This window comes from Pantoea sp. CCBC3-3-1, from assembly GCF_007981265.1.
Taxonomy (GTDB): domain Bacteria; phylum Pseudomonadota; class Gammaproteobacteria; order Enterobacterales; family Enterobacteriaceae; genus Erwinia.
The window spans coordinates 1,822,391-1,842,258 of the sequence record NZ_CP034363.1 but is presented as its reverse complement, the minus strand read 5'-3'; the positions used below and the strand labels follow the sequence as shown (position 1 = coordinate 1,842,258).

Below are 19,868 nucleotides of genomic sequence, written 5' to 3'. Positions count from 1 at the left end.
AGGACTACTGTTCTTTCATGCCCTGTAGAGCGTGGCAATGTCTTTCAGGGGTTGAAATCAACGTTTAATGACGAGGAAATGAAAATGAATAATCCATTAAGTGGAAAAGTTGCTCTGGTTACCGGCGGCACCACCGGTATTGGTCTGGCAGCGGCTAAAGAGCTGATTGCTCAGGGCGCAAAAGTCTTTATCACCGGTCGTCGTCCGCAGGAACTCGATAAGGCAGTCGCCCTTCTTGGCTCCGCAGCAACCGGCATTCGTGCTGATGTCTCTAAGCTCGGTGATTTGGACGCAATGTACGCGCAGATTGCCAAAAGCGTCGGCCACTTTGACATTCTGGTTGCCAACGCGGGCGGCGGGGATCTGTCGCCGCTGGGTGCCATTACCGAAGAGCATTTTGACACGATTTTTGCCACCAATGTGCGCGGCCTGGTTTTTACCGTGCAGAAAGCGCTGCCATTGCTTGTCGATAACGCCTCGGTAATTCTTACCGGCTCGACCGTTTCCGTTAAGGGTACCGCAGGTTTTAGCGTCTACAGTGCCAGCAAGGCTGCCGTCCGCAACTTTGCCCGCAGCTGGGCGCTGGATTTAAAAGATCGTGGGATCCGCGTCAATGTGGTCAGTCCCGGTCCGATTCGTACGCCGGGTCTGGAAGGGCTGGTCGCCGAAGAGAGCCGACAGGGTCTGTTCGATGCGCTGACGGCTCAGGTTCCGCTTGGTCGCCTGGGCGAACCGAAGGAAGTTGGCACGGTTGTGGCGTTTCTTGCCTCTGATGCCGCCAGTTTTATCAACGCAGCAGAGCTTTTCGTCGATGGTGGTCTGGCACAGATTTAAGCCGCTGAAAGGACTCCCCGACGCCGGTCGGGGAGCTGGCTCAGAACGAATAAGAAAGATTCACAGAATAGTTACGCGCTTCGCCATAGACCGCGTAGTCGCTCAGCCAGGAATAGTAGGTGCGATCGAACAGGTTGTTGACGTTAGCCTGCACCGCCAGCTGTTTAGTAACCTGATAACGGGCAAACAGGTTAGCCAGCGGATAGCTGCTCTGGTAAACGCGCTGCGTCTCGCCATCAGGGCCGGTGACGTCCTGGAAGGTGCGGTTTTGCCAGTTCATACCGCCGCCAATGGTCAGATCTGGCAGCCCCGGCAGACGGTAACGGCCAAACAGCTTGAATGAGGTTTGCGGCATATTGCTGTTAAAGCGGCCTGAAGAATCTCTCGCCACGTAGCGAGTCGCGCCAAACGTCATTTGCAGGTTATCGGTTACGGCTCCGTTTAACTCAAATTCCGCTCCTTTGCTCACCGCGCCTTTTGTAGCCACGTAGGCCTGTTCACTGCTGTTGTTAACAAAATTATTGCCATCCGTCTGGGCAGCATTCTCTTGTTCAATGCGGAACACGGCGAAATTTGACGTCAGACGGCCATCGAACCAGTCGGCTTTCAAACCGGTTTCATAGTTCTTTCCGGTCACCGGCGAGAGGTAGCCGCCGCTGCTGTCGCGCTTCGTTTGCGGCTGGAAAATAGAGGTGTAGCTGGCGTAAGCCGATAAGGTGTCGTTAAGGTCATAAACCAGACCGCCGTAAGGGGTCAGATTATTTTTCCGCATGTCGCCGCTGCTGCCGGTCGTGCTCCACTGGGTATAGCGTACGCCTGCAATTAAAGAGAGCGAATCGGCCAGCGAGAGACGTGCTGCGGTATAAGCAGATTTCTGCCGGACTACGTCATCGGCGTTCTGATACCAGTCGCCCCACTGTGGCTCAACGACTTCGCCGCTCCAGCTGTTGTTCACGCTGCCCATCTGCTCGCTGTCCAGCTCGCCATCTTCACTGTAGGTTTGGTTGTGCTGACGGCTGTAACTGACGCCCGCCATCAGCTGATGCTGACGCCCAAAGAGTTCAAACGGACCGCTGGCGTAAGTATCAACAGAATCGAGCTTGCGCGTTCCCCGGTCACGGCTGCCAAAACCGGTGGTGCCTTCGCCCGTCTCGGCATCCGGGAAGCCTTCGATATAAAGCAGTTTGTCGTTGAACGTTTCTTCCGCATGCGTACCGTTGAGGCGGAAATTCCAGCCGTTATCAAAATTATGGGAAAGAGTGGCAAAAACTTTACGCGAATTCAGATTGTAATGCGTCCAGTCGGCGGCAACGCTGGTGTTGCGGTTGAAATGGGTGCGCGTGCCGTCGCTATACCAGGTGGGCAGCCCGCCCCAGGTCGGGTTGCCGGTATTGCTTTCCTGATAGTCGTAGCCCAGTGAGGCCGTGGTGTTGTCGGTAATATCCGCATCCACCACGCCATACAGAAATTTTTTGCCTTTGTGATAACGGTCCAGCTTGCTGTCCTGATCCTGATAACCGGCAACCACGCGGCCACGCACGGTGCCTTCTTCATTCAGCGGCCCGGAAACATCCGCCACGTAGCGCTGTTTGTTCCAGCTGCCGTAGCTGGCATCCAGATTGCCGGTAAACGTTTTGCTGTCCGCCTGCTTGCGCACCATATTGACGGAAGCCGCCGGGCTGCCTGCGCCGGTCATCAGCCCGGTTGCGCCGCGCACCACCTCAATACGGTCATAAATGGCGGTATCCGAACCTGCATCGCCAAAGTTCCACGTATCGCTGACCGAGGTCGGGATATCATCGAAGGTAAAGTTCGTTATCTGGAAACCGCGTGAAAAGTAGGAAGAGCGTTCGCTGTCAATCACCTCGGTGGCTATGCCGGTGGTGTTATCCAGCACCTCGCCTACCGATTGTAAATTCTGATCCTGCATACGCTGTTTCGTTACCACGCTGAGAGACTGCGGGACATCGCGTGGCGTGAGCAGCATTTTGGTTCCTGCACGGGTGGTTTGAACCGCATAGTCCTGCTGCTCAGCACTGTTATCCGCACTGGCGCTCACGACCATATCTTGCTGTGCTGCTGTCGTGGTATCAATCGCCGCAGCGTGTGCGGGATGGATAACGGTTTGAATGGCCAGCGTCAGTAACGAAACGGTGAAGGTCTGTTTAATGGTCAACGTGCGTCCCGCCGCGTCGCCTTCCCTGCTTTTAAAAGACATAAAAACCCTTTGATTGTTTGTTATACGCAGCCCAAGGCGCTTCTTTTGTTATTGTCCTGCCACCAGCATCCCGCGCACACCCGCACGCTTAGGTATCGGTCAGGTAACAGGCGACTGATGAGAATCAGAATGATAATTATTTGCTTTACAGACGTCGCCAGCGTTATGCACTTAAGATGTAACAATTTGTTATTACAGCCTTCTCTGACCGTTACGCCGCCGTGTGACGGGCAGCGAGCTAACAACAAAATAGTCATCCAACGCCGAATGTTGCATTTACTTAGATTTTGTTAATGCGTATGATTCTCATTCTTTTTATCACGCAAAGGCTGGCAACGCCTTGCCAGCGTTAGTTTTTATTATCGGGGTTTACATGAAATCTTTGCTCAGTCAGCGTAAAGCTGTGGTTGCGCTCGCGGTTGTTGCCGCTTTCAGCCTGACCGCCTGTCAGGCACCAGCAGGCAAAACCGCCGCGCCAACGGCGGCGTCAAAACCCGCAGCGACTCAGGTTTCTCAGCGCCTTATCGGCAATGGCCTGTATGAAATGGCGGCGGTTCCCGCGGCTAATGCGCTGTATGTTGCCAGTGCACAATCGTTTAAGGACGTTAACGGCGGCGTGATCTACCGTCTTGATCCGACTTCACTGGCTGATAAAGGTGAAACCCATACCGATCTGAAAAACTTTGCCATGGCGACCGATCCTGACGGCAGCGTGTTCTACACCACCAATACGCTGGATGGCGGCGTCTCCAAGGTAGAGGCTAAAAGCGGCAAGGTTTTACAGCGCCTGATGTTCAGCGAGAAAGGCCCGGATGGCGATGCGTTAGGCGCGCGTGAAGTTTTCTGGCATGAGGGAATGCTCTATATCGGCGGCGTGGGCGATCCAGGATTGATTTGGGTGGTCGATGCCAAAACTATGAAGCTGAAAACGCGCATTCGCAATGCCGGGAAGTGGGTTACGGGCATCATCTGGTCTGCGACAACCGATCGGATTTATGCGGCAAACGGCGGCGGCGAGATCCTCGTCATCAATCCGCATACGCATAAAATCGAGAAGCGCCTGACCGCAGGCGATGGCAAAGCTTATCTGTTCCTCAACCTGGCGTCCGATCCGGCTACCGGACGGCTGTTCGTGACCGATGATTCCAAAGCGAAAACTACTCTGGTATTTGACGAACGCAGCGGCAAGGTCATTAAGCGCATTGAAGGCGACGCGCTGGGTATTAAATTCAATGCCAAACGCAATGAAATTTACATCAGCCAGCGTGAATCGAAGAAAGTCTTGCAGCTCGATGCCACCAGCTATGCGGTGAAAAACAGCTGGTCGTTCGACAGTCATCCTAACAGCCTGCTGGTTTCAGACGACGGTCAGACGCTGTATGTCACGTTGAAGCAAGATTTCAACAAGGACAATTCCACCAAAGGTCTGGACAGCGTGGCACGCATCTCGCTGAAATAATTTGCTGGATTTTGCTATCAGCACGGCGCCCGCGGGTGCCGTGCTTATCATGTTTTCAGCCGATCTTGCGTTACCCAGCGCTGTTGTGGAAACAGCAGCAGACGAATATTAAAGATGAAAAACATTGGCATAAAGGCGCTTTTGTCCAGCGTCGCCAGCGCTTCCAGCCTGAATAACAGCAGGTCCAGCTCGTCGAGCAAATCCTGATGCGGCCTGACCTGTAACGATTTCATCCGCCGTTTCAGATACAGCCCCAGCTCGTGAAACATCGCTCCACTGTCGATATGGTAATAGTCCAGCACTTCACGGTGACGCGCATAGAAGTCGTAGCAGTACGCGCCAAGCCAGGCTTCAGTAATCAGATTACCGCCCGCGTCTAAATCCGGATCGGGATCGAGTTTTTTTCGCGGCAGGATAATATTCACTTTATCCAGCTGGCTGGAAACAAAATGCTGTCGCGCCAGCAGCGATGCGGCGTTGCGCTCCACCTCTTTGATAAACCTCAGCAGGTCTCGCAGGCCTTTTCGCAATGCGCGTTTCGCGGTCCAGGCAGGACGCTTGTTGCGGATAATTGCAGTAATGATGACCGCAAACAGGATCCCGATTAATGAAGACATCGCCGCATTAGGTACCGAGGTATAGCTGGGCTTAAAGTGGTGGCTCATGCCGATAAAACCCGGGATTTGAATAGCGACACTCAGGCCAATCAGATTGGTTGAAGGTCGCGCAATCACCAGCCCAAGCGCAAACAGTACCGGTGCGAGGCAAATGATCAGCGCTTCAAAGGTGATAGCCTGAGGGATCAGCACCACCACGTAGAGTATGCTAATCACCAGCGCGATCAGCACCCCTTTAATAAAGCGCTTCATTGGGGTAATCGGGCTGTCCATACTGGCGAAAAACGAGCTGGTGATCGCCGCCATCATCGGCGCGGTTGCCCCATCCACCCAGCCGCTGCCGATCCAAAACAGACAGGAGAGAAACGTTGCCAGAAAGGCGGTAAATGCAGACAGCAGCACCAGCCCTTTATCAATATGCCTGCTGGCGCGCGCGCTTTTATTCAGCCGTGAATCGCCGGACACATCGCTGACAAGGGTACTGACGCTTTGATAAGCCCCGGCAATGCGCACGAAATCCACCAGCCGCTCCAGCAGACCCATCAGCAGCAGGCTCTCTTCCGTGTTCAACACGCCGTGATGCCAGGCCGCACGCAGCTGACGCAGGCTTTCGGCGAGGATTGCCTGAATTTCAGCTGTATCATTAATTTTGTCACCGGTATTCAGCCACAGCAAAAACTGTTGAAACGCCTGCGCGACGTATTCGGGGAAGCGGATCTGCTGCATGCCTAAAAGATTCAGCCGCACTTCGATAGCGGTTAGCGTCGGGATCAGATAGGAAAGATGCTGATACTGCACGCTGACCAGCCGGATCAGCTTCCGTGCCGCATCGCCTTCGTAGACATAGTGGGTAATCAGCGTTTCAACGTTCAGCGGAAAATTCGCCATCTGAATAAGAATATCTTCGCGCTCCAGCGATTTATCCTTTGGCATCACGGTAATCAGCTCGCTGCACAGCTTGCGGGCATTCTGATACCAGACGCTGACGCTCTGCTCCAGCAGGCTGCGCATGGATACCGGCAGGATCAGCTGGTGTACCAGCGTACTGCAAACAATGCCTAAGGTGATCTCTTCAATCCTGGAAATCACCGTTTCGGTGATCGACGAAGGCGAAAACACGTTGGGAAAGCCCATGATCGCCGCACTGTAGCCTGCCAGCATAAACACGTAGCTTTTTGGCGTCCGCTCGTGCAGAGAAAGGTATAAGCAGACCCCGACCCACAGCGACACGCACAGGCTGAACAGCATCGGATCCTGAACGGTTTCGGGATAGATCAGGAAAATAAATACCCCGCCCAGCAATGTGCCCAACAGACGGAATACCGCTTTCGACATCGTTGAGGCGGAGTAAAGCTGTGAGGTGACATAAACGGTGGTCAGTGACCAGGCCGGTTTTTCGAAATTAAGTTCAAGAGCAATAAAAAGTGCCAGGAATGCGGCCAGACAGGTTTTAGTTGAGAACAGAACTGCGTTTTTAGAAAACCACTTCATGATGAAAAGATCGTACCATTGCACGCTGCGTGGCGCGTATCCTGACAGAAGGTGTAGTTTCACGCTCTCAGATTTTTACTACAAGTTATTACAACAGTGCGGGAGTGTTTGAATAGTAAGGAAATTGATATTTCTTTAATTTTTACAATAAGTTGCGCACGCATTGCAAAGTTTTTACAGCTTTTATTCCCTACGGCACCCTGGCTTTATTGCTGAAATTTCATTCAGCCCGCTGTCGGTGATTTTTACACCTCGATATGCGTCGCCAACGCAGACGGAGGTAACCTGCGGGATGCGGTCGGGGAAATCTGCTGGGGTTCTCGCCGTCAAAATTTTTCGTGATACGAGCAGCTTAACTACTTCTTCCTTCAGCGCTGCCAGAAGGAGTTACGACTGCTTTTCAGTGCCGATGGTTTTCCGTACTGCCCCCTTCTGCCCACTCCCAACCCATTCTTTGTTGCTGGCGCTGGCAAGGTTTTTTGTCTGCATCCTCGTGCCGCTGACGCCTGCCCAAAGCCACCCACGCTCCAGCGGAGTAACCGATAACATGCGCTTTTTTGTATCCCAACTCATCCATAATTTTAGCAATGGATAAAGCCTGTTTTTGTTGGGTATAGAATTCTTCCACATTTGTTTTTTCGCTTTCTCCATGACCTATAAGATCCGGACAAACAATGTGAAAAAACGGACTAAGGACGGATATTAAGCCGCTGTCTTTCCAGGACTTTCTGTCCATCAGAAGGCCATGAAGCATTATTACCAGGGGGCCTTTTCCCTCTGCATGATAAGACAACCGGGGTGTTCCTGATGTATGGAGCATATATTTCCCTTTTATTTATCTTATGTATGTAAGCATGCACACCCTGGGCGAAACTGTTTAAGGAGCGATTTTTTATGTCCGCTGCTCGCCCATAGCTGCCAGTCAGATACTAAGAACTCCTGAAGGTATTTCGGCAGCCGTTGTGCATGCATGAACCGAGACGGTTGTCTGTCCCATTCATGACTTCACTACCGTGCTGGGTTTCTCAGGCATAATTGGTGTGTGACTTTATCCATACCAGATAAAGCAACAAAGCCAGCCTGTTCATAGAAAGTGAATGCCGAAGAGGGGGCGTTCGTATTGATAAAATCAAACCAGCGGCCAGCATCCTTAAGTATTTCACTGAGCAGACCGCTGCCAACCCGTCTATTTCGCCATCCAGTGTCTACATAAAAATGTCGGAGCCGTCCGGTGCCAGTTGCTTGCGTAAAAGGATCGATGTTAAGTCCGCACACGCCAACAATTAAACCATCAATATAAGCCCCAATCAGTTTTTCTCCGGGCCTGTCAAAGCGGTTATCTCCGCTAAGCCAATTTTCTTCCAGCCGACGTAGCATATTAAATCCTTCAGCCATGCTCTGCGATCTTAGCTCAACAAATCCTGGGCTGTTCGGGGTGAGGTTTGCGAATTGGATATCCATGAGTCGTTCCAAAAATTTCAGTCTGCATAGTCTGGACAGGATTACCTGAATGTCCAGTATGACCGTGGTACTGCGCTTGCCTTTATGGTCATAAATGTCCCCTGAGTGCCAGAAGCGGACATTTCACACTTCTGCTTACGTGGCCAAAATCGGTATTTCACTACACTTTATAGAATTTATATCAGGAGGTAAGATAAAATGAAGGTTAACTGGAGTTTCATCCTAAACAGACTCACCGTTCAGTTCATGATTTACTCAGAAATAATCACTGTCAGAGTTCATGAAAAAAATACAGGTAAGGGATTATCAGATGCCGTCTCTATACACACTCAATGACCTACTCGGGTTGCTTGTTTTTTCCCGGAAATATCACTTTCTCCACAATGATCTGGACCGCCTATTCATTGCATGGGCTGAAGATCAAATCACCGAAGGAAATGATTCAGAGACTCTTTTAATTCTCGCTTCACTGGGGCTTGATAAAAAATCTGAGCGGACAGAGGTTGAATTATTTATGTCACGGTACATGGCAGAGCAGCGGATAGACCTGCCACCGCTAAAAGCAGCAGCATTAGTCTGGATCAAGCTGTTTGTACGTCAACTTTCCCAGTGCGCGTCCATCCATGATGCAGAACAAAAAATGTATTTTCTGGTGTGTCATTGGTTTGAACCTGACGTAAAGATTTTCGCTGCGATCGTCGATACCCTGAAATCGCTATACTGGCATCTCTTTGATGAATGGGAGGGACCAGGCACAAGCGAAGCAGCAAGGATGGAGGAGTCAGAATTCTTTGAGCTGATTAATTGTGCAATGCTGCCCTATTCACGTAAAATTGAGGACCCAGATTGGCTGGATCTGCTAGTTCGGTAGTTTTTCCCATCATCCTGAAAGATGTATTTTCTGTGTGCATAATTCCATCAGATTTGACTTCCCTTTTGCATTTTACTTGAGTATATCCAGCAACAATATCATCGTTCCCCCGAGGAACCGGGGCATAAGATCGAACGTGATTTAACAGCCGTTCTGTGCCAGAAGCGGAAATTACTTACACAGGGATGCTAATCAACAGAGGGTTGCTCACTAACTTTTAGATTTTGACTTAGATGCTAAACGACCAACCAGACTGTTTCAGGATAATTCGCGCTTATCCAGACACAACTGCAAAAACGTCAGGTCAAGCCAGCGGCCGAACTTGGTGCCAACCTCTGACATTCGGCCAGCTTCAGAGGATCCTGGCTTTTTGTGCAGTGCAATTGATGCAGCGTTTTCAGATTCAATGCCTGCCACCATGATGTGCTTACCTTGTTTTGCAGCCAGTTTGATAAGTTCTTGCATTAACCTGGTGCCTGCTCCTGCACCCCGCGTATCTTTATGAACGTAGACGGAGTGTTCCACGGTGTGCCGGTATCCGTCCCAGGAACGCCAGTCACCATAAGAAGCATATCCCAGTACTGCGTCCGTTTCATCCACTGCCACGATGACCGGGAAACACACCATGCCAGCCTTCCATAGCCGATCACTATACTATTTGGGTATTCATTTTTTAATATCTACTGTTCGCTCTTAGCGGACAGCCTTGTGTCAGAATCTGGCTTTAAAACGTAAGGTGCATCCATGAACGATTAGCAGCTCGTGACCTTAAAATTATTCATAAATATCCGGCGACGGACGTAATGAAGCCCACTGCTCAGTGTCATGCCCGTAAACCACGAACGCCGCTTTTTTGCTTTCAGCCAGGTCTGCAATTTTTGCATGCTCCGCCTGATACCCGGTTTATCCTCCCTATCAGTGACAAACATCTGACGTGTAGCCGCAGCTGCCATCAAGTGATGCATAACAGCGTCAGCGGCGAGCAAAACGGTTCCTGTTTCAGAAAGCTGCACTAAAAGAGACTGATGATCAGGAACATGCCCACTGGTTTCAAACAGTACAATGTCCGGCTAAAATGGAGAGAGACCCACCTGGTAGCGGGTCTAAAATGATCATGTTTACATTTCAGCGCGGAAAAAGTTAAGCATGATTTTCGATTATGTTGATGCTACTGATAAATCAGTTATCGCTTTATGAGGTAACAGGCGGGAAATAAGAAGCCCCGTAATCTGTCCAGCCGCGGCAAGATAAAAAGCGAGCTGTAAGGCATTTGCGAGATTACCCCTGGATGCTTCCAGCGACAGGCTCTCAGCCCCGCTCCCGGATAACGCTATCAGCAAAGCGATACCGATGGCATTCCCCACATTCAGTGTCGTAGAAGCCATACCTGAAGCGATCCCCTGCTCGCTGTCCGTTACTCCTGAACCCGCTGCTATCCACATTGCCGTCCAGATAATCCCCTGTCCTGCTCCTGAAATCACCAGTCCGGGCATAAAGTTCGCATAAGACGTCCCCGAGCAGGCTGCCAAAGCCAGTGCCACCGTGCCCGCGATCCCGGTTAAAAAACCGATCAGCAGTGTTGTTCGTACCGGCAGGCGATTTGACAGCCGGGCTCCGAACTGCGTCCCGGCAAAGATTGCCAGTGAGGGAATAATAAATGCCAGGCCAGTCTGCAACGCGCTGTACCCCATTACAGCCTGAAACAAAACAGTCAGAAAGTAAGGCAGGGCGCCAAAGGTTCCCATATAGATGAATGTAATCACCATGCCTGTAACAAGACTGCGGTTTCTGAATAAACGTACCGGCATCAGCGGATCGTGACTGCGGGACTCAATGACGGCGAACATCAGCAGAAATACAGCGGCCAGAATCAGTGATGCAAGAATATACCCTGACAGCCAGCCATCTTCAGGCCCCTGGACCAGGGCATAAACCAGCAGAGTTGCGCCCACCGTTACCGTCAGAGCACCCAACAAATCGAAACTGCGACGCTTGTTCTGGAGACTGTCTTTCGGTAAGACATAAAATGCAGCAAAAATAGCGACGGCTGCCAGTACAACGTTGACAAAAAAAACCGACGGCCAGCCATATACACTGGTAAGTATGCCTCCGGCAAGCGATCCCAGCGTCAGGCCGCTTGCTCCCGCGCCGCCCCAAACCGCCAATGCCCGGTTGCGTGAAGGCCCCTCCTCAAACAGTCTGTTTATAAGTGAAAGCGTGGACGGGAAGAGCAACGCAGCACCTATGCCCTGCACAGCCCGGGCAATAACGATAACAACCGGACTCCACGCTAAGCCACCGGCAAGCGAAGAAAACGCATACAGCCATAACGCGCAGATGAAGACACGACGTTGTCCCAGAAGATCAGCAGCGCGTCCACCAAACAGTAAAAAACCCCCGCAGCACACCGTGTAAGCACTGACCACCCACTGGAGCGTCTGATCTGAAAACCCCAGTCCCGCGCCAATTTCCGGCAATGCCACAAACACGATGTTGATATCCAGTGAGTAAATAAGCTGCGCAAACGCAAGTAGTGCCAGGCTCCAGTGCCGTAAACGAGGGGCACCTGAGTCCGGTGAGGATATGGCCATAGAGGAATCTCCGTATCAATTTAATCGGCTATTGTACGCATACATACGTACAATTAAAGTATGAATATACTCGTACAATAGTCAACTGATAAAATTTAAAGTAGAGTACCGATATGTTGATTACCAGATGAGAAGCCTGATGATTCCTAACCACCCTGAAAGGGAAAACATACGTCTTGAAAACGTGCTGACCGCTTTCGGACATCCGCTCCGCCTGACAGTGTTGCGTGTACTGGCCGGTGGAGGTGAGCATGCCTGTAGCGCCGTTTTGAGCGGTATTCCAAAATCCACGCTAACTCACCACTGGCGTGTATTACGCGACAGTGGGGTTATCTGGCAGCGTCCTTTTGGGCGCGAAAATTTACTCTCGCTGCGTCGGGAAGACTTAGATACCCGTTTTCCGGGATTACTTGAGGCACTATTAGGTGCTGTTGAAAATGATGCGCTAACGCTGGATGCGACCACAAAAAATTTGCCACCACGTTCAGCTAACGAATAAAGACGTTATGTAAAGCTAAAATAAGTGAACAACCGGCCTCCGACAGTCAGCACCTCCCTCAAAGCCGCCTGTAGGGCTGGATTGTTTGACAAGATACATTCCGCACGCTCCCTTTTCCTCTCCGGCATTTAAGCCTTTTTCATTGCTATAGTGAAAAGGAAATCTGCAAAAGGGAGAAAAACGTGACTCATCAATTTACCCGCCGTCGATTCCTCGCCCTGTCCTCTTTGAGTGCTGTTGCAGTGGCCGTTCCCGCGTTGACCGCACGAGCTGCAACGCAGCAGCAACCCGCTGCCCCCGTCGCCACCCGCGAAACCTATGCCAACGCCGTTGCCGTGGTACAGAAGGCCGTCTGTAGCCTTGGGGTTTATGATTTTGTTTCCGGCAAAAGCCTGGCGCAAATCCCGTTACCCGAACAGAGCCACGAGCTGGTTATGACGCCCGATCGGCGTTATGCCTTTGTTGCGCAATACGGCGCCAAAAAATGGGCCGCGCCGGGCGTTGGCGGCAACCTGATTACCATGGTGGACATGCAAAAGTTGAAGGTGGTGAAAACGCTGGATCTGACGCCCTGGCACCGCCTGCACGGCATTCGGATGGATAAGCATGGACGGTTATTTGTGCTCAGTGAAAGCAGCTCGGTACTGATCCGCTTTGATAATCCTGTCGATAAGGATGAACCTGACGCGGCAATCCCGGTGAACGGCGTTCGCAGCCACTATTTTGTATTGAATGATGAGGGTAGCCGCGCCTGGATAACGGATACGCTAAGCGGTCTGGTCATTGCAGTAAATACGGAAGATCCTTCGGTTCCGGTACAAAAGCTTTTGGCCGGTAAAGCACCGGAAGGAAGCTGTTTAAGTCCCGATGAGAAGACGGTTTACGTCGTGGATCGCTATGGTGACGCCATCAAAGCGTATGATTCAGAGACGTTGAAAACACGTTATTCTGCAAAAACGCAGGGAGAGAGCGTGCGGGCTGCCGCGCTACAGGATGGCAAAATCCTGCTGGCAAATGCGGCGCGGAAAAGCCTGTTATTGTTCAGTCCCGATTTAACGTTTCAAAAAGAAATTTTCCTCCCGGCCAGCCCTACCGCTATCACGCTTACGCAAAATGCCGGCCAGGTATTAACCTCAACCGAAGACGATAAGTTAACCCTGGTGGATATCGCCAGCAGCCAGCTTTTACGCACCATCAGCACCGATAAAGGCGCTGACGCCTCGGTTCTGTTCCACTATCAGGGATAAATTTGCGCTCTTCGTCGCTCGTGGTAATATACGTTTCATATATGTTTCGTATAAGTCTTACGGGGGGACAAGATGGGCATCGTTAAAATTTCTGATGTGATGCATGAAAACCTGCGCATTGCCTGCAACGCGCTCAGCCGGTCGATGAATTCACAGGCCGAACACTGGCTGAAAGTGGGCATGCTCAGCGAGCTTTATCCCGATCTTACCCATCATGAGATTGCGCGCGCGCTGGTTCAGGCTGAGCTTGAAGGCGGTACGGACATTACCAGGATTATTCAAAAAGCGTCAGCTATGGAGGAAAGAGCGCAATGAGCAAGGTAAAACTTCACAATCAGCAGGAAGTTGAAATGGCGCGCGCGGCGGGTCATGCGGCAGCCAAAGTGCTGGAAATGATCAAACCCCATGTTCGCGTGGGGGTAACTACCGATGAGCTTGATCAAATTTGTCACGATTTTATCGTTAACGAGCTAAAGCTGATCCCGGCCAACATCGGCTATCACGGCTTTACGCGTACGGTGTGTACCTCAATCAACCATGTGGTTTGCCATGGGATTCCGGCCGATAAGAAGCTGAAAGATGGCGATATTATTAATATCGACGTGGCGGTGATCAAAGATGGCTGGTACGGCGATACCAGCAGAATGTATTACGTCGGCGAACCTTCCGTGCGTGCGCGCCGCCTGGTCGATATCACTTATCAGTCGATGGTTGCCGGTATCAAAACCGTGCGTCCCGGCGCCACGCTGGGTGATATCGGTGCCGCTATCCAGCAGGTAGCGGAAAATGCGGGTTTCTCAGTCGTGCGTGAGTATTGCGGTCACGGTGTCGGTCAGGAATATCACACCACGCCACAGGTACTGCATTATGGGCAGTGCGGCACGGGCCTGGTTCTTGAAGAAGGGATGATTTTTACCATTGAGCCGATGATTAACGCCGGTAAAGCCGCCACCAGCGTGCTCTCCGACGGCTGGACGGTGGTGACGAAAGACCGCTCGCTCTCCGCACAGTGGGAACACACCGTTGCCGTTACCGCGACAGGCTTTGACTTACTGACGCCGTGGCCGGAAGGCACCGGCGAGTACGAAGCCATCTGAGGTTTTGTGATCGGGATCGAAACCCGTTTCACGCAGCAGATTTCTTTATGTTAGCAACAGCCTATTACAGCTTCACGTAACGCCTTTCAGCTAAGTTAGCTTCCCGATTGGCGATAACGCTGGAGTTGTAATGGATAAGATCTGGTTTGGCACGGCCTATTATCGTGAATATCTGCCGCAGGAAAGGCTGGAAGAAGATATTGCGATGATGAAAGCGGCGGGCATCAATTACGTTCGCATTGCCGAAAGTACCTGGAGCACTTTCGAGCCTCAGGAAGGCGAGTTTGATTTTTCCTCCGTTCTCATCGTGCTCGATCGTATGCACGCCAACGGCATCAGCGTGATTATCGGCACCCCGACCTATGCCGTCCCCGCCTGGCTGGTAAAAAAATATCCGGACGTCATGGCTACCACGCCAAAAGGCCTGAATAAGTATGGCCCGCGGCAAAAGATGGATATTACCAGCCCGGTTTACCGCTATTACGCCGAACGTATTATTCGCCAGCTGCTGGCGGTTACCGCCGCGCATCCGGCAGTGATCGGCTTTCAGATTGATAACGAAACTAAGTATTACGAAACCAGCGGCCATTCTGTGCAGGTCGCGTTCGTTAAATATCTGCGCAAAAAATTCAGCAACGATCTCAATGCGCTTAACCAGGCATTCGGGCTGGATTACTGGAGCAATCGCGTGGATGCCTGGGAAGATTTCCCGTCGGTTGAAGGCACAATTAATGCCAGCCTGGGTGCCGAGTTTCAGGCTTTTCAGCGTCAGCTGGTGATTGATTTCCTCGGCTGGCAGGCGGATCTGGTCAGGGAATACCGCTCCGCTTCGCAATTTATCACCCACAATTTTGATTTCGAGTGGCGCAACTGGTCGTTTGGCATTCGTAGCGAAGTGGACCATTTTGCGACTTCGCGCCTGCTGGACATTACCGGCGTGGATATTTATCACCCCAGCCAGTCCCGTCTGACCGGCGCGGAGATCGCCTTTGCGGGAGATTTGGCGCGCACCACCAAAGACAAAAACTATTTCGTACTGGAAACGCAGGCGCAGGCGTTTAAGGACTGGACGCCCTATCCGGGCCAGCTGCGGTTACAGGCATTCAGCCACGTCGCCAGCGGTGCCGGACTTATCGGCTACTGGCACTGGCATTCCCTTCATAACTCATGGGAAACCTACTGGAAAGGCCTGCTCAGTCACGATCTGTTGCCCAATCCGGTTTATCAGGAAGCCTGCACGCTGGGTAATGAACTGGCGAAACTGCCCGAGCTGGTGGGATTAACCAAAACTAACCGCGTTGCCATGCTGGTCAGTAATCGCTGCCTGACGGCCATCGACTGGCATCCGTGGCGCGGTCATCAGTTCGGCGGTGACAAACAACATCAGTACAACGATCAGTTTCGTGACTGGTACGACGCGCTGTATCGCCTGAATATTGAACTGGATATTCTTGATGCTGACGATCCGCGGGCCATGCGTTACGACGTATTGATCGTGCCGCTACTGTATGCCGCTTCAGATGCTTTACTGCATCGTCTGAACCGCTTCGTTGCCGACGGCGGGCAAATTATTTACTCGTTTAAATCCGCTTTCGCCGATGAGAATCTCAAGGTCCGTACCACGCTTCAGCCGGGTATTATCAGTGAAGCCTGCGGCGTGACTTACCAGCTGTTCGTAGAGCCGGATAACGTCAGTTTAACCACCGATACCTTCGCGTTCCCCGACGAGACCGGCCAGGTGAGTGACTGGATGGAACTGCTGGAACCCTCCTCGCCGGAGACAGAAATGCTGGCACGCTATCAACATCCTTATTGGGGAAAATACGCGGCGATTACCCGTCACCGTTATGGTAAAGGATCGGCAACCTATATCGGCTGCCACCTTTCCTCTCAGGGGATGGAGCAGATCTTCTCCTCTTTGTTTGCCAGCGCGTCGCTGACAGTCGGTGCCACTTTCCCGCTGGTCGTACGTAAAGCGCAAACCCGTACGCAGCAAACGCTGTTGTTTCTGCTGAATTATTCGGCTACGCCGCAAAAAGTGCGCAATCCGCTGCGGCAGGCAAGATCGTTGCTGAACAACCGCCAGACAGAAACGGGCGAGATGCTGGAGATCGCGGGCTGGGACGTGGTGATTTTGTGTGGGGAGGAGGCGCAATGAAACGATCGGATACTGAAGTGGTGCCCGCTATCGGTCTGCGCGAACGGCTCTCTTTTGGGCTGGGCGATTACGGCACTAACCTGACTTACACCTTAATGGTGACGTTCCTCGCCTGGTACTATACCGACGTGGTCGGTGTGCCGGCATTTCTGGTGGGATCGCTGATGTTCCTTGCCCGCGTGCTGGACGGTCTGTTGTGCATTTGGGTGGGGATCCGCATCGATAAAACCCAAACCCGCTACGGTAAAGCGCGCCCCTGGGTTTTATGGACCGCCATCCCGTTTGGTGCCTCGACCTTTTTACTGGCCTGCGTGCCGGACGGCAGCTATACCCTCAAGGTTAGCTGGGTTTGCGTCACCTATTTGCTGGCGAACATCCTGTTTACGGCAAACAACATTGCCTATGGCTCACTGCTGGCGTTGATTACGCGCGATGTGGTGGAGCGTGGCGTGCTGAGCGTTTTCCGCAAGGGGCTTTCCACCTGCGGCTCGCTTACCGTGGGCGTTATCACGCTGCCGCTGATCGCCTGGCTGGGCGATAACCGCAGCGCATGGCTGATTGTCTTTGCCCTTTACGGCTTCTTTACCGCCCTCTTTCTGATGCTCACGGCCCTCGGTACGCGAGAGCGTATCAAGCCCGTGCGTGATGATAATCGCCAGCAGATCGCCTTTCAGCGCATCTGGCGATCGATGCTGGCAAACAAGTACTGGATGATGATCTTCCTCTACCTGATGATCACGTTTACCAGCCTGACTGCCCTGAGCACCATCAGCGTTTACTACTCCAAATATATTTTGCAGGACATCACGCTGATGTCGTGGATCAGCGTGGCGCAGTATTTGCCTGGATTACTGACGCTGCTGATCATACCCATGCTGATTAAGCGCATCGGCAAACGCAATCTGGCGCTGTTGGGTTTAACGGTTTGTACGATGGGTTATCTGCTGCCGCTGCTGGGCAGACAGGATGCGCTGTTTGTGATCGCCGCAACGGTCGTGCGCAGCATCGGCTTTTGCGGCATTGGCGCAACCATGTTCGCCTTTCTTGCCGATACCATCGACTATGGCGAATGGACCAGCGGGCTGCGCATTGAAGGCATTTTATTCAGCGCCGGTACGCTGGGCCAGACGGTAGGCATGGGCTTTGGCACCGCCAGCGTAGGCTGGATGCTAAGCGCCGCCGGCTTTACCAGCGGCGGCGGCGCTCAGCCTGCAAGTGCCATACAGATGATCCAGTTTCTCTTTATCTTCTTCCCGGTGATCCTCGCACTGGTCAACATTTTACTGCTCAGCTTTTACCGGCTGGATGCCATTTATCCGCAGGTTGCTGCCGACCTGGCCGAAGGGAAATTTCGTTCGCCAGAAGCTGCACCCGTGGTGACTGCGCAAGGTAAATTGAGCAGCTAAGTCTGAATTTATACGGGATGGGAGCCGCAGCGCAGCGGCGAACTGCCGTTGCGCTATGCTGCTGTTTTTTCAGAACTCCGGGAAGCGTAACGATGGTGCATAACGAAGAGGCGGCGATGTCAGGTTTTACTCCACTGGTCAGGCGTTTCACTTTTAATGCCTGGATGGTTGCTGGCTTTACCCCCATCACTCGCGGCAGCAAACTCGACTTTGCCATTAACCGTGCTGGCGGCATGAAAGGGCATGTCCTCAATCTTACGCTGCGTGGACGGGGAAGAATTTCCACGTCAAAAGGCAGCTTTGTTTGCCAGCCCGGCGAAATTTTGCTGTTTCCGGCAGGCGTACCGCATCACTATAGTCGTGATGAGGCCTGTGAAGAGTGGGATCATCTGTGGATCTATTTCATTCCACGCACTTACTGGATGACGTGGCTTAACTGGAAACACTGCGTCGAGGGTATTGGCCGGCTGACGCTGGCTGCCACCAGCGAATCCGACATCATGCGATCGCGCTTTCTGGAAGTGATCCAGCTGAGCGTCAGCGATGAACCCCTGGCAGAAGCGCTGGCGATGAACGCCGTGGAGAAGATCGTGCTGGAATGCTATCGGGCCCAGCCCGATCTGCACCAGCCGGTTATCGATCCGCGGATTAAAACGCTTTGCCAGTATCTGAACGAACACATGGCCCAGGAAACCAGCATTGAACGGCTGGCCCGTAAAACCTGTCTCTCCCCTTCACGTCTGGCGCATTTGTTTAAAGAAGAGACCGGCCTCACCATCTTTGCCTGGCGTGAAAAACAGCGGGTAGCGCGGGCCTGTGAATTACTGCAAAAAACCAGTTTCTCCATTACCCACGTCGCGCTGACCGTGGGCTATAACGACCCGCTCTATTTCTCACGTATCTTTCGCCATCATATGGGCGTCAGTCCTCGCGGCTACCGGAAAAATTAGCCGCAGTACCGTTGCGCTTCTGCGTCCCCAACTGCAATCGTCTGCTGGTTACCAGCGTAACGACGATGCCGCAAAGCGCAACCGAAACAAGGCTGATACCCAATACGGTCATCGCTTTAAAACCAAAGGCCTGATAGAGCAGAAAACCGGCAATACAGCCTGACAGGAAGGAAAAAATGGTGGTCAGATGCGTATACAACTGTTTTCTTGAGGCCTGTCGACTGCCAGCCTCATAGTTGTGAGTAAATGAACAGATGAAGGACCCCAGCGCAATGCCGACATCCGTCAGCGTACCGGTAACATGGGTGGATCGTACCCGACCGTTAGAAAGCTGCGTCGAGGTAGAGTTGTGGATACCCATTAAAAAACCGAGGATCACCAACACTTCCCGGTTGTTCTCAGACGAGTAAAAATGCGTTTCAAATAACGACGTAAAGAACAGCGCTATCCCTTCCGCCAGCAGCAGCAGGCAGAACACCGTTCTGATCCGCTTCTTTAATCCGGCAATCACCACAAAGCGAGCGGTTGTCGAGCCGATAATAAACGCCAGCAGCATGACGCTGAGAAAAATCAGCGTATTGATATCTGCACTGGAGATCTCCGTGGAAATTTGTGACGCGTTACCGGTCATATGTGATGGGAAAAAGCCGAAGGCACCCAGCGCCATGGCGTTCAAAATACCCGCAGCGGTCGCCAGCACCAAGGCCAGATAGCGATCTTCAGTATGCGATCTCGCTTTCTTCTTTTTTATCAGCACGTCGTTTACCCCTCTGATTTAACCAACCGGCAACAATATGAAACCAGTCGTAACAATATCAGGATAAGCGATTTCAGCAGAAGCGCAGCGAAATTCAGCAGGTTAAGCCATTTACTTTGTTAATTTTGCTGTCATTTCTCTGGTAATGTTTGGTTTGTTAAATAAAGGTAAATATTAACCTGCGAGGCGTGAGGTGCCGTGCATGGTAAGAA

16 protein-coding genes and 1 pseudogene are annotated in these 19,868 nt (G+C 52.1%); 10 read left to right on the top strand and 7 right to left on the bottom strand.

What is annotated here, in order from left to right:
* The first annotated feature begins 84 nt into the window (after positions 1–84).
* The gene (locus tag EHV07_RS08785) at positions 85–834 is read left to right on the top strand and encodes an SDR family NAD(P)-dependent oxidoreductase (protein ID WP_147197044.1); all 750 of its coding nucleotides are present in this window, start codon (positions 85–87) and stop codon (positions 832–834) included.
* 40 nt (positions 835–874) lie between these two features.
* Here EHV07_RS08785 and fhuE read toward each other — a convergent pair whose 3' ends face one another.
* The gene (gene fhuE, locus EHV07_RS08780) at positions 875–3,052 is read right to left on the bottom strand and encodes a ferric-rhodotorulic acid/ferric-coprogen receptor FhuE (protein WP_147197042.1); all 2,178 of its coding nucleotides are present in this window, start codon (positions 3,050–3,052) and stop codon (positions 875–877) included.
* Positions 3,053–3,425: 373 nt separating this feature from the next.
* Between fhuE and EHV07_RS08775 the strand changes: the two genes are divergently transcribed.
* On the top strand, positions 3,426–4,511 hold the full coding sequence (locus EHV07_RS08775) for a YncE family protein (protein ID WP_147197041.1): 1,086 nt from the start codon (positions 3,426–3,428) through the stop codon (positions 4,509–4,511).
* Positions 4,512–4,558: 47 nt separating this feature from the next.
* Here EHV07_RS08775 and EHV07_RS08770 read toward each other — a convergent pair whose 3' ends face one another.
* The 3 genes from EHV07_RS08770 to EHV07_RS08760 all read right to left on the bottom strand — a co-directional run bounded on the left by EHV07_RS08770 (position 4,559) and on the right by EHV07_RS08760 (position 8,080).
* Complete coding sequence (locus tag EHV07_RS08770) at positions 4,559–6,619, bottom strand: FUSC family protein (RefSeq protein WP_147200573.1); 2,061 nt, start codon at positions 6,617–6,619, stop codon at positions 4,559–4,561.
* Between the two features lie 400 nt (positions 6,620–7,019).
* Complete coding sequence (locus EHV07_RS08765) at positions 7,020–7,439, bottom strand: alpha/beta fold hydrolase (RefSeq protein ID WP_147197039.1); 420 nt, start codon at positions 7,437–7,439, stop codon at positions 7,020–7,022.
* A gap of 188 nt (positions 7,440–7,627) precedes the next feature.
* Entirely contained in the window at positions 7,628–8,080 is a 453-nt protein-coding gene (locus EHV07_RS08760) for a GNAT family N-acetyltransferase (RefSeq protein WP_147197037.1), read from the bottom strand.
* Between the two features lie 310 nt (positions 8,081–8,390).
* On the opposite strand from EHV07_RS08760, the gene EHV07_RS08755 reads away from it, so the two are divergent.
* On the top strand, positions 8,391–8,951 hold the full coding sequence (locus EHV07_RS08755) for a hypothetical protein (RefSeq protein WP_147197035.1): 561 nt from the start codon (positions 8,391–8,393) through the stop codon (positions 8,949–8,951).
* 258 nt (positions 8,952–9,209) lie between these two features.
* On the opposite strand, the pseudogene EHV07_RS08745 reads toward EHV07_RS08755, so the two are convergent.
* Together EHV07_RS08745 and EHV07_RS08740 are read right to left on the bottom strand one after the other, a co-directional pair.
* A pseudogene (locus EHV07_RS08745) lies at positions 9,210–9,569 on the bottom strand (N-acetyltransferase family protein); the annotation flags it as partial.
* A 539-nt stretch (positions 9,570–10,108) separates the two neighbouring features.
* Entirely contained in the window at positions 10,109–11,542 is a 1,434-nt protein-coding gene (locus EHV07_RS08740) for an MFS transporter (RefSeq protein ID WP_147197031.1), read from the bottom strand.
* 139 nt (positions 11,543–11,681) lie between these two features.
* Between EHV07_RS08740 and EHV07_RS08735 the strand changes: the two genes are divergently transcribed.
* From EHV07_RS08735 to araC, 7 genes are all read left to right on the top strand, one after another.
* On the top strand, positions 11,682–12,041 hold the full coding sequence (locus tag EHV07_RS08735) for a helix-turn-helix transcriptional regulator (protein WP_147197029.1): 360 nt from the start codon (positions 11,682–11,684) through the stop codon (positions 12,039–12,041).
* A gap of 182 nt (positions 12,042–12,223) precedes the next feature.
* A complete protein-coding gene (locus EHV07_RS08730) occupies positions 12,224–13,288 on the top strand; it encodes a twin-arginine translocation pathway signal protein (RefSeq protein ID WP_147197027.1) in 1,065 nt (354 codons plus the stop codon).
* A 72-nt stretch (positions 13,289–13,360) separates the two neighbouring features.
* The gene (locus EHV07_RS08725) at positions 13,361–13,603 is read left to right on the top strand and encodes a ParD-like family protein (RefSeq protein ID WP_147197025.1); all 243 of its coding nucleotides are present in this window, start codon (positions 13,361–13,363) and stop codon (positions 13,601–13,603) included.
* Complete coding sequence (map, locus tag EHV07_RS08720; protein ID WP_147197023.1) at positions 13,600–14,385, top strand: type I methionyl aminopeptidase; 786 nt, start codon at positions 13,600–13,602, stop codon at positions 14,383–14,385. Before EHV07_RS08725 ends, map begins: the two co-directional genes overlap by 4 nt.
* A gap of 130 nt (positions 14,386–14,515) precedes the next feature.
* Positions 14,516–16,543, top strand: a complete 2,028-nt coding sequence (locus tag EHV07_RS08715) for a beta-galactosidase (RefSeq protein ID WP_147197021.1) — start codon at positions 14,516–14,518, stop codon at positions 16,541–16,543.
* The gene (locus tag EHV07_RS08710) at positions 16,540–17,949 is read left to right on the top strand and encodes an MFS transporter (protein WP_147197019.1); all 1,410 of its coding nucleotides are present in this window, start codon (positions 16,540–16,542) and stop codon (positions 17,947–17,949) included. The genes EHV07_RS08715 and EHV07_RS08710 overlap by 4 nt, the downstream gene beginning before the upstream one ends.
* A gap of 92 nt (positions 17,950–18,041) precedes the next feature.
* On the top strand, positions 18,042–18,899 hold the full coding sequence (gene araC, locus EHV07_RS08705; protein ID WP_147197017.1) for an arabinose operon transcriptional regulator AraC: 858 nt from the start codon (positions 18,042–18,044) through the stop codon (positions 18,897–18,899).
* Here the strand turns inward: araC and EHV07_RS08700 are convergent.
* The gene (locus EHV07_RS08700) at positions 18,871–19,656 is read right to left on the bottom strand and encodes a YoaK family protein (RefSeq protein WP_147197015.1); all 786 of its coding nucleotides are present in this window, start codon (positions 19,654–19,656) and stop codon (positions 18,871–18,873) included. The genes araC and EHV07_RS08700 overlap by 29 nt on opposite strands.
* Positions 19,657–19,868 lie beyond the last annotated feature (212 nt).

Bases quoted from the DNA above. Each gene is read 5' to 3' on its own strand.
- EHV07_RS08770 (WP_147200573.1), bottom strand. From the start codon at position 6,619: ATGAAGTGGTTTTCTAAAAACGCAGTTCTGTTCTCAACTAAAACCTGT.
- EHV07_RS08785 (WP_147197044.1), top strand. From the start codon at position 85: ATGAATAATCCATTAAGTGGAAAAGTTGCTCTGGTTACCGGCGGCACC.
- EHV07_RS08760 (WP_147197037.1), bottom strand. From the start codon at position 8,080: ATGGATATCCAATTCGCAAACCTCACCCCGAACAGCCCAGGATTTGTT.
- araC (WP_147197017.1), top strand. From the start codon at position 18,042: ATGGTGCATAACGAAGAGGCGGCGATGTCAGGTTTTACTCCACTGGTC.
- EHV07_RS08735 (WP_147197029.1), top strand. From the start codon at position 11,682: ATGATTCCTAACCACCCTGAAAGGGAAAACATACGTCTTGAAAACGTG.
- EHV07_RS08740 (WP_147197031.1), bottom strand. From the start codon at position 11,542: ATGGCCATATCCTCACCGGACTCAGGTGCCCCTCGTTTACGGCACTGG.
- EHV07_RS08710 (WP_147197019.1), top strand. From the start codon at position 16,540: ATGAAACGATCGGATACTGAAGTGGTGCCCGCTATCGGTCTGCGCGAA.
- EHV07_RS08725 (WP_147197025.1), top strand. From the start codon at position 13,361: ATGGGCATCGTTAAAATTTCTGATGTGATGCATGAAAACCTGCGCATT.
- fhuE (WP_147197042.1), bottom strand. From the start codon at position 3,052: ATGTCTTTTAAAAGCAGGGAAGGCGACGCGGCGGGACGCACGTTGACC.
- EHV07_RS08715 (WP_147197021.1), top strand. From the start codon at position 14,516: ATGGATAAGATCTGGTTTGGCACGGCCTATTATCGTGAATATCTGCCG.
- EHV07_RS08775 (WP_147197041.1), top strand. From the start codon at position 3,426: ATGAAATCTTTGCTCAGTCAGCGTAAAGCTGTGGTTGCGCTCGCGGTT.
- EHV07_RS08765 (WP_147197039.1), bottom strand. From the start codon at position 7,439: ATGCTCCATACATCAGGAACACCCCGGTTGTCTTATCATGCAGAGGGA.
- EHV07_RS08755 (WP_147197035.1), top strand. From the start codon at position 8,391: ATGCCGTCTCTATACACACTCAATGACCTACTCGGGTTGCTTGTTTTT.
- map (WP_147197023.1), top strand. From the start codon at position 13,600: ATGAGCAAGGTAAAACTTCACAATCAGCAGGAAGTTGAAATGGCGCGC.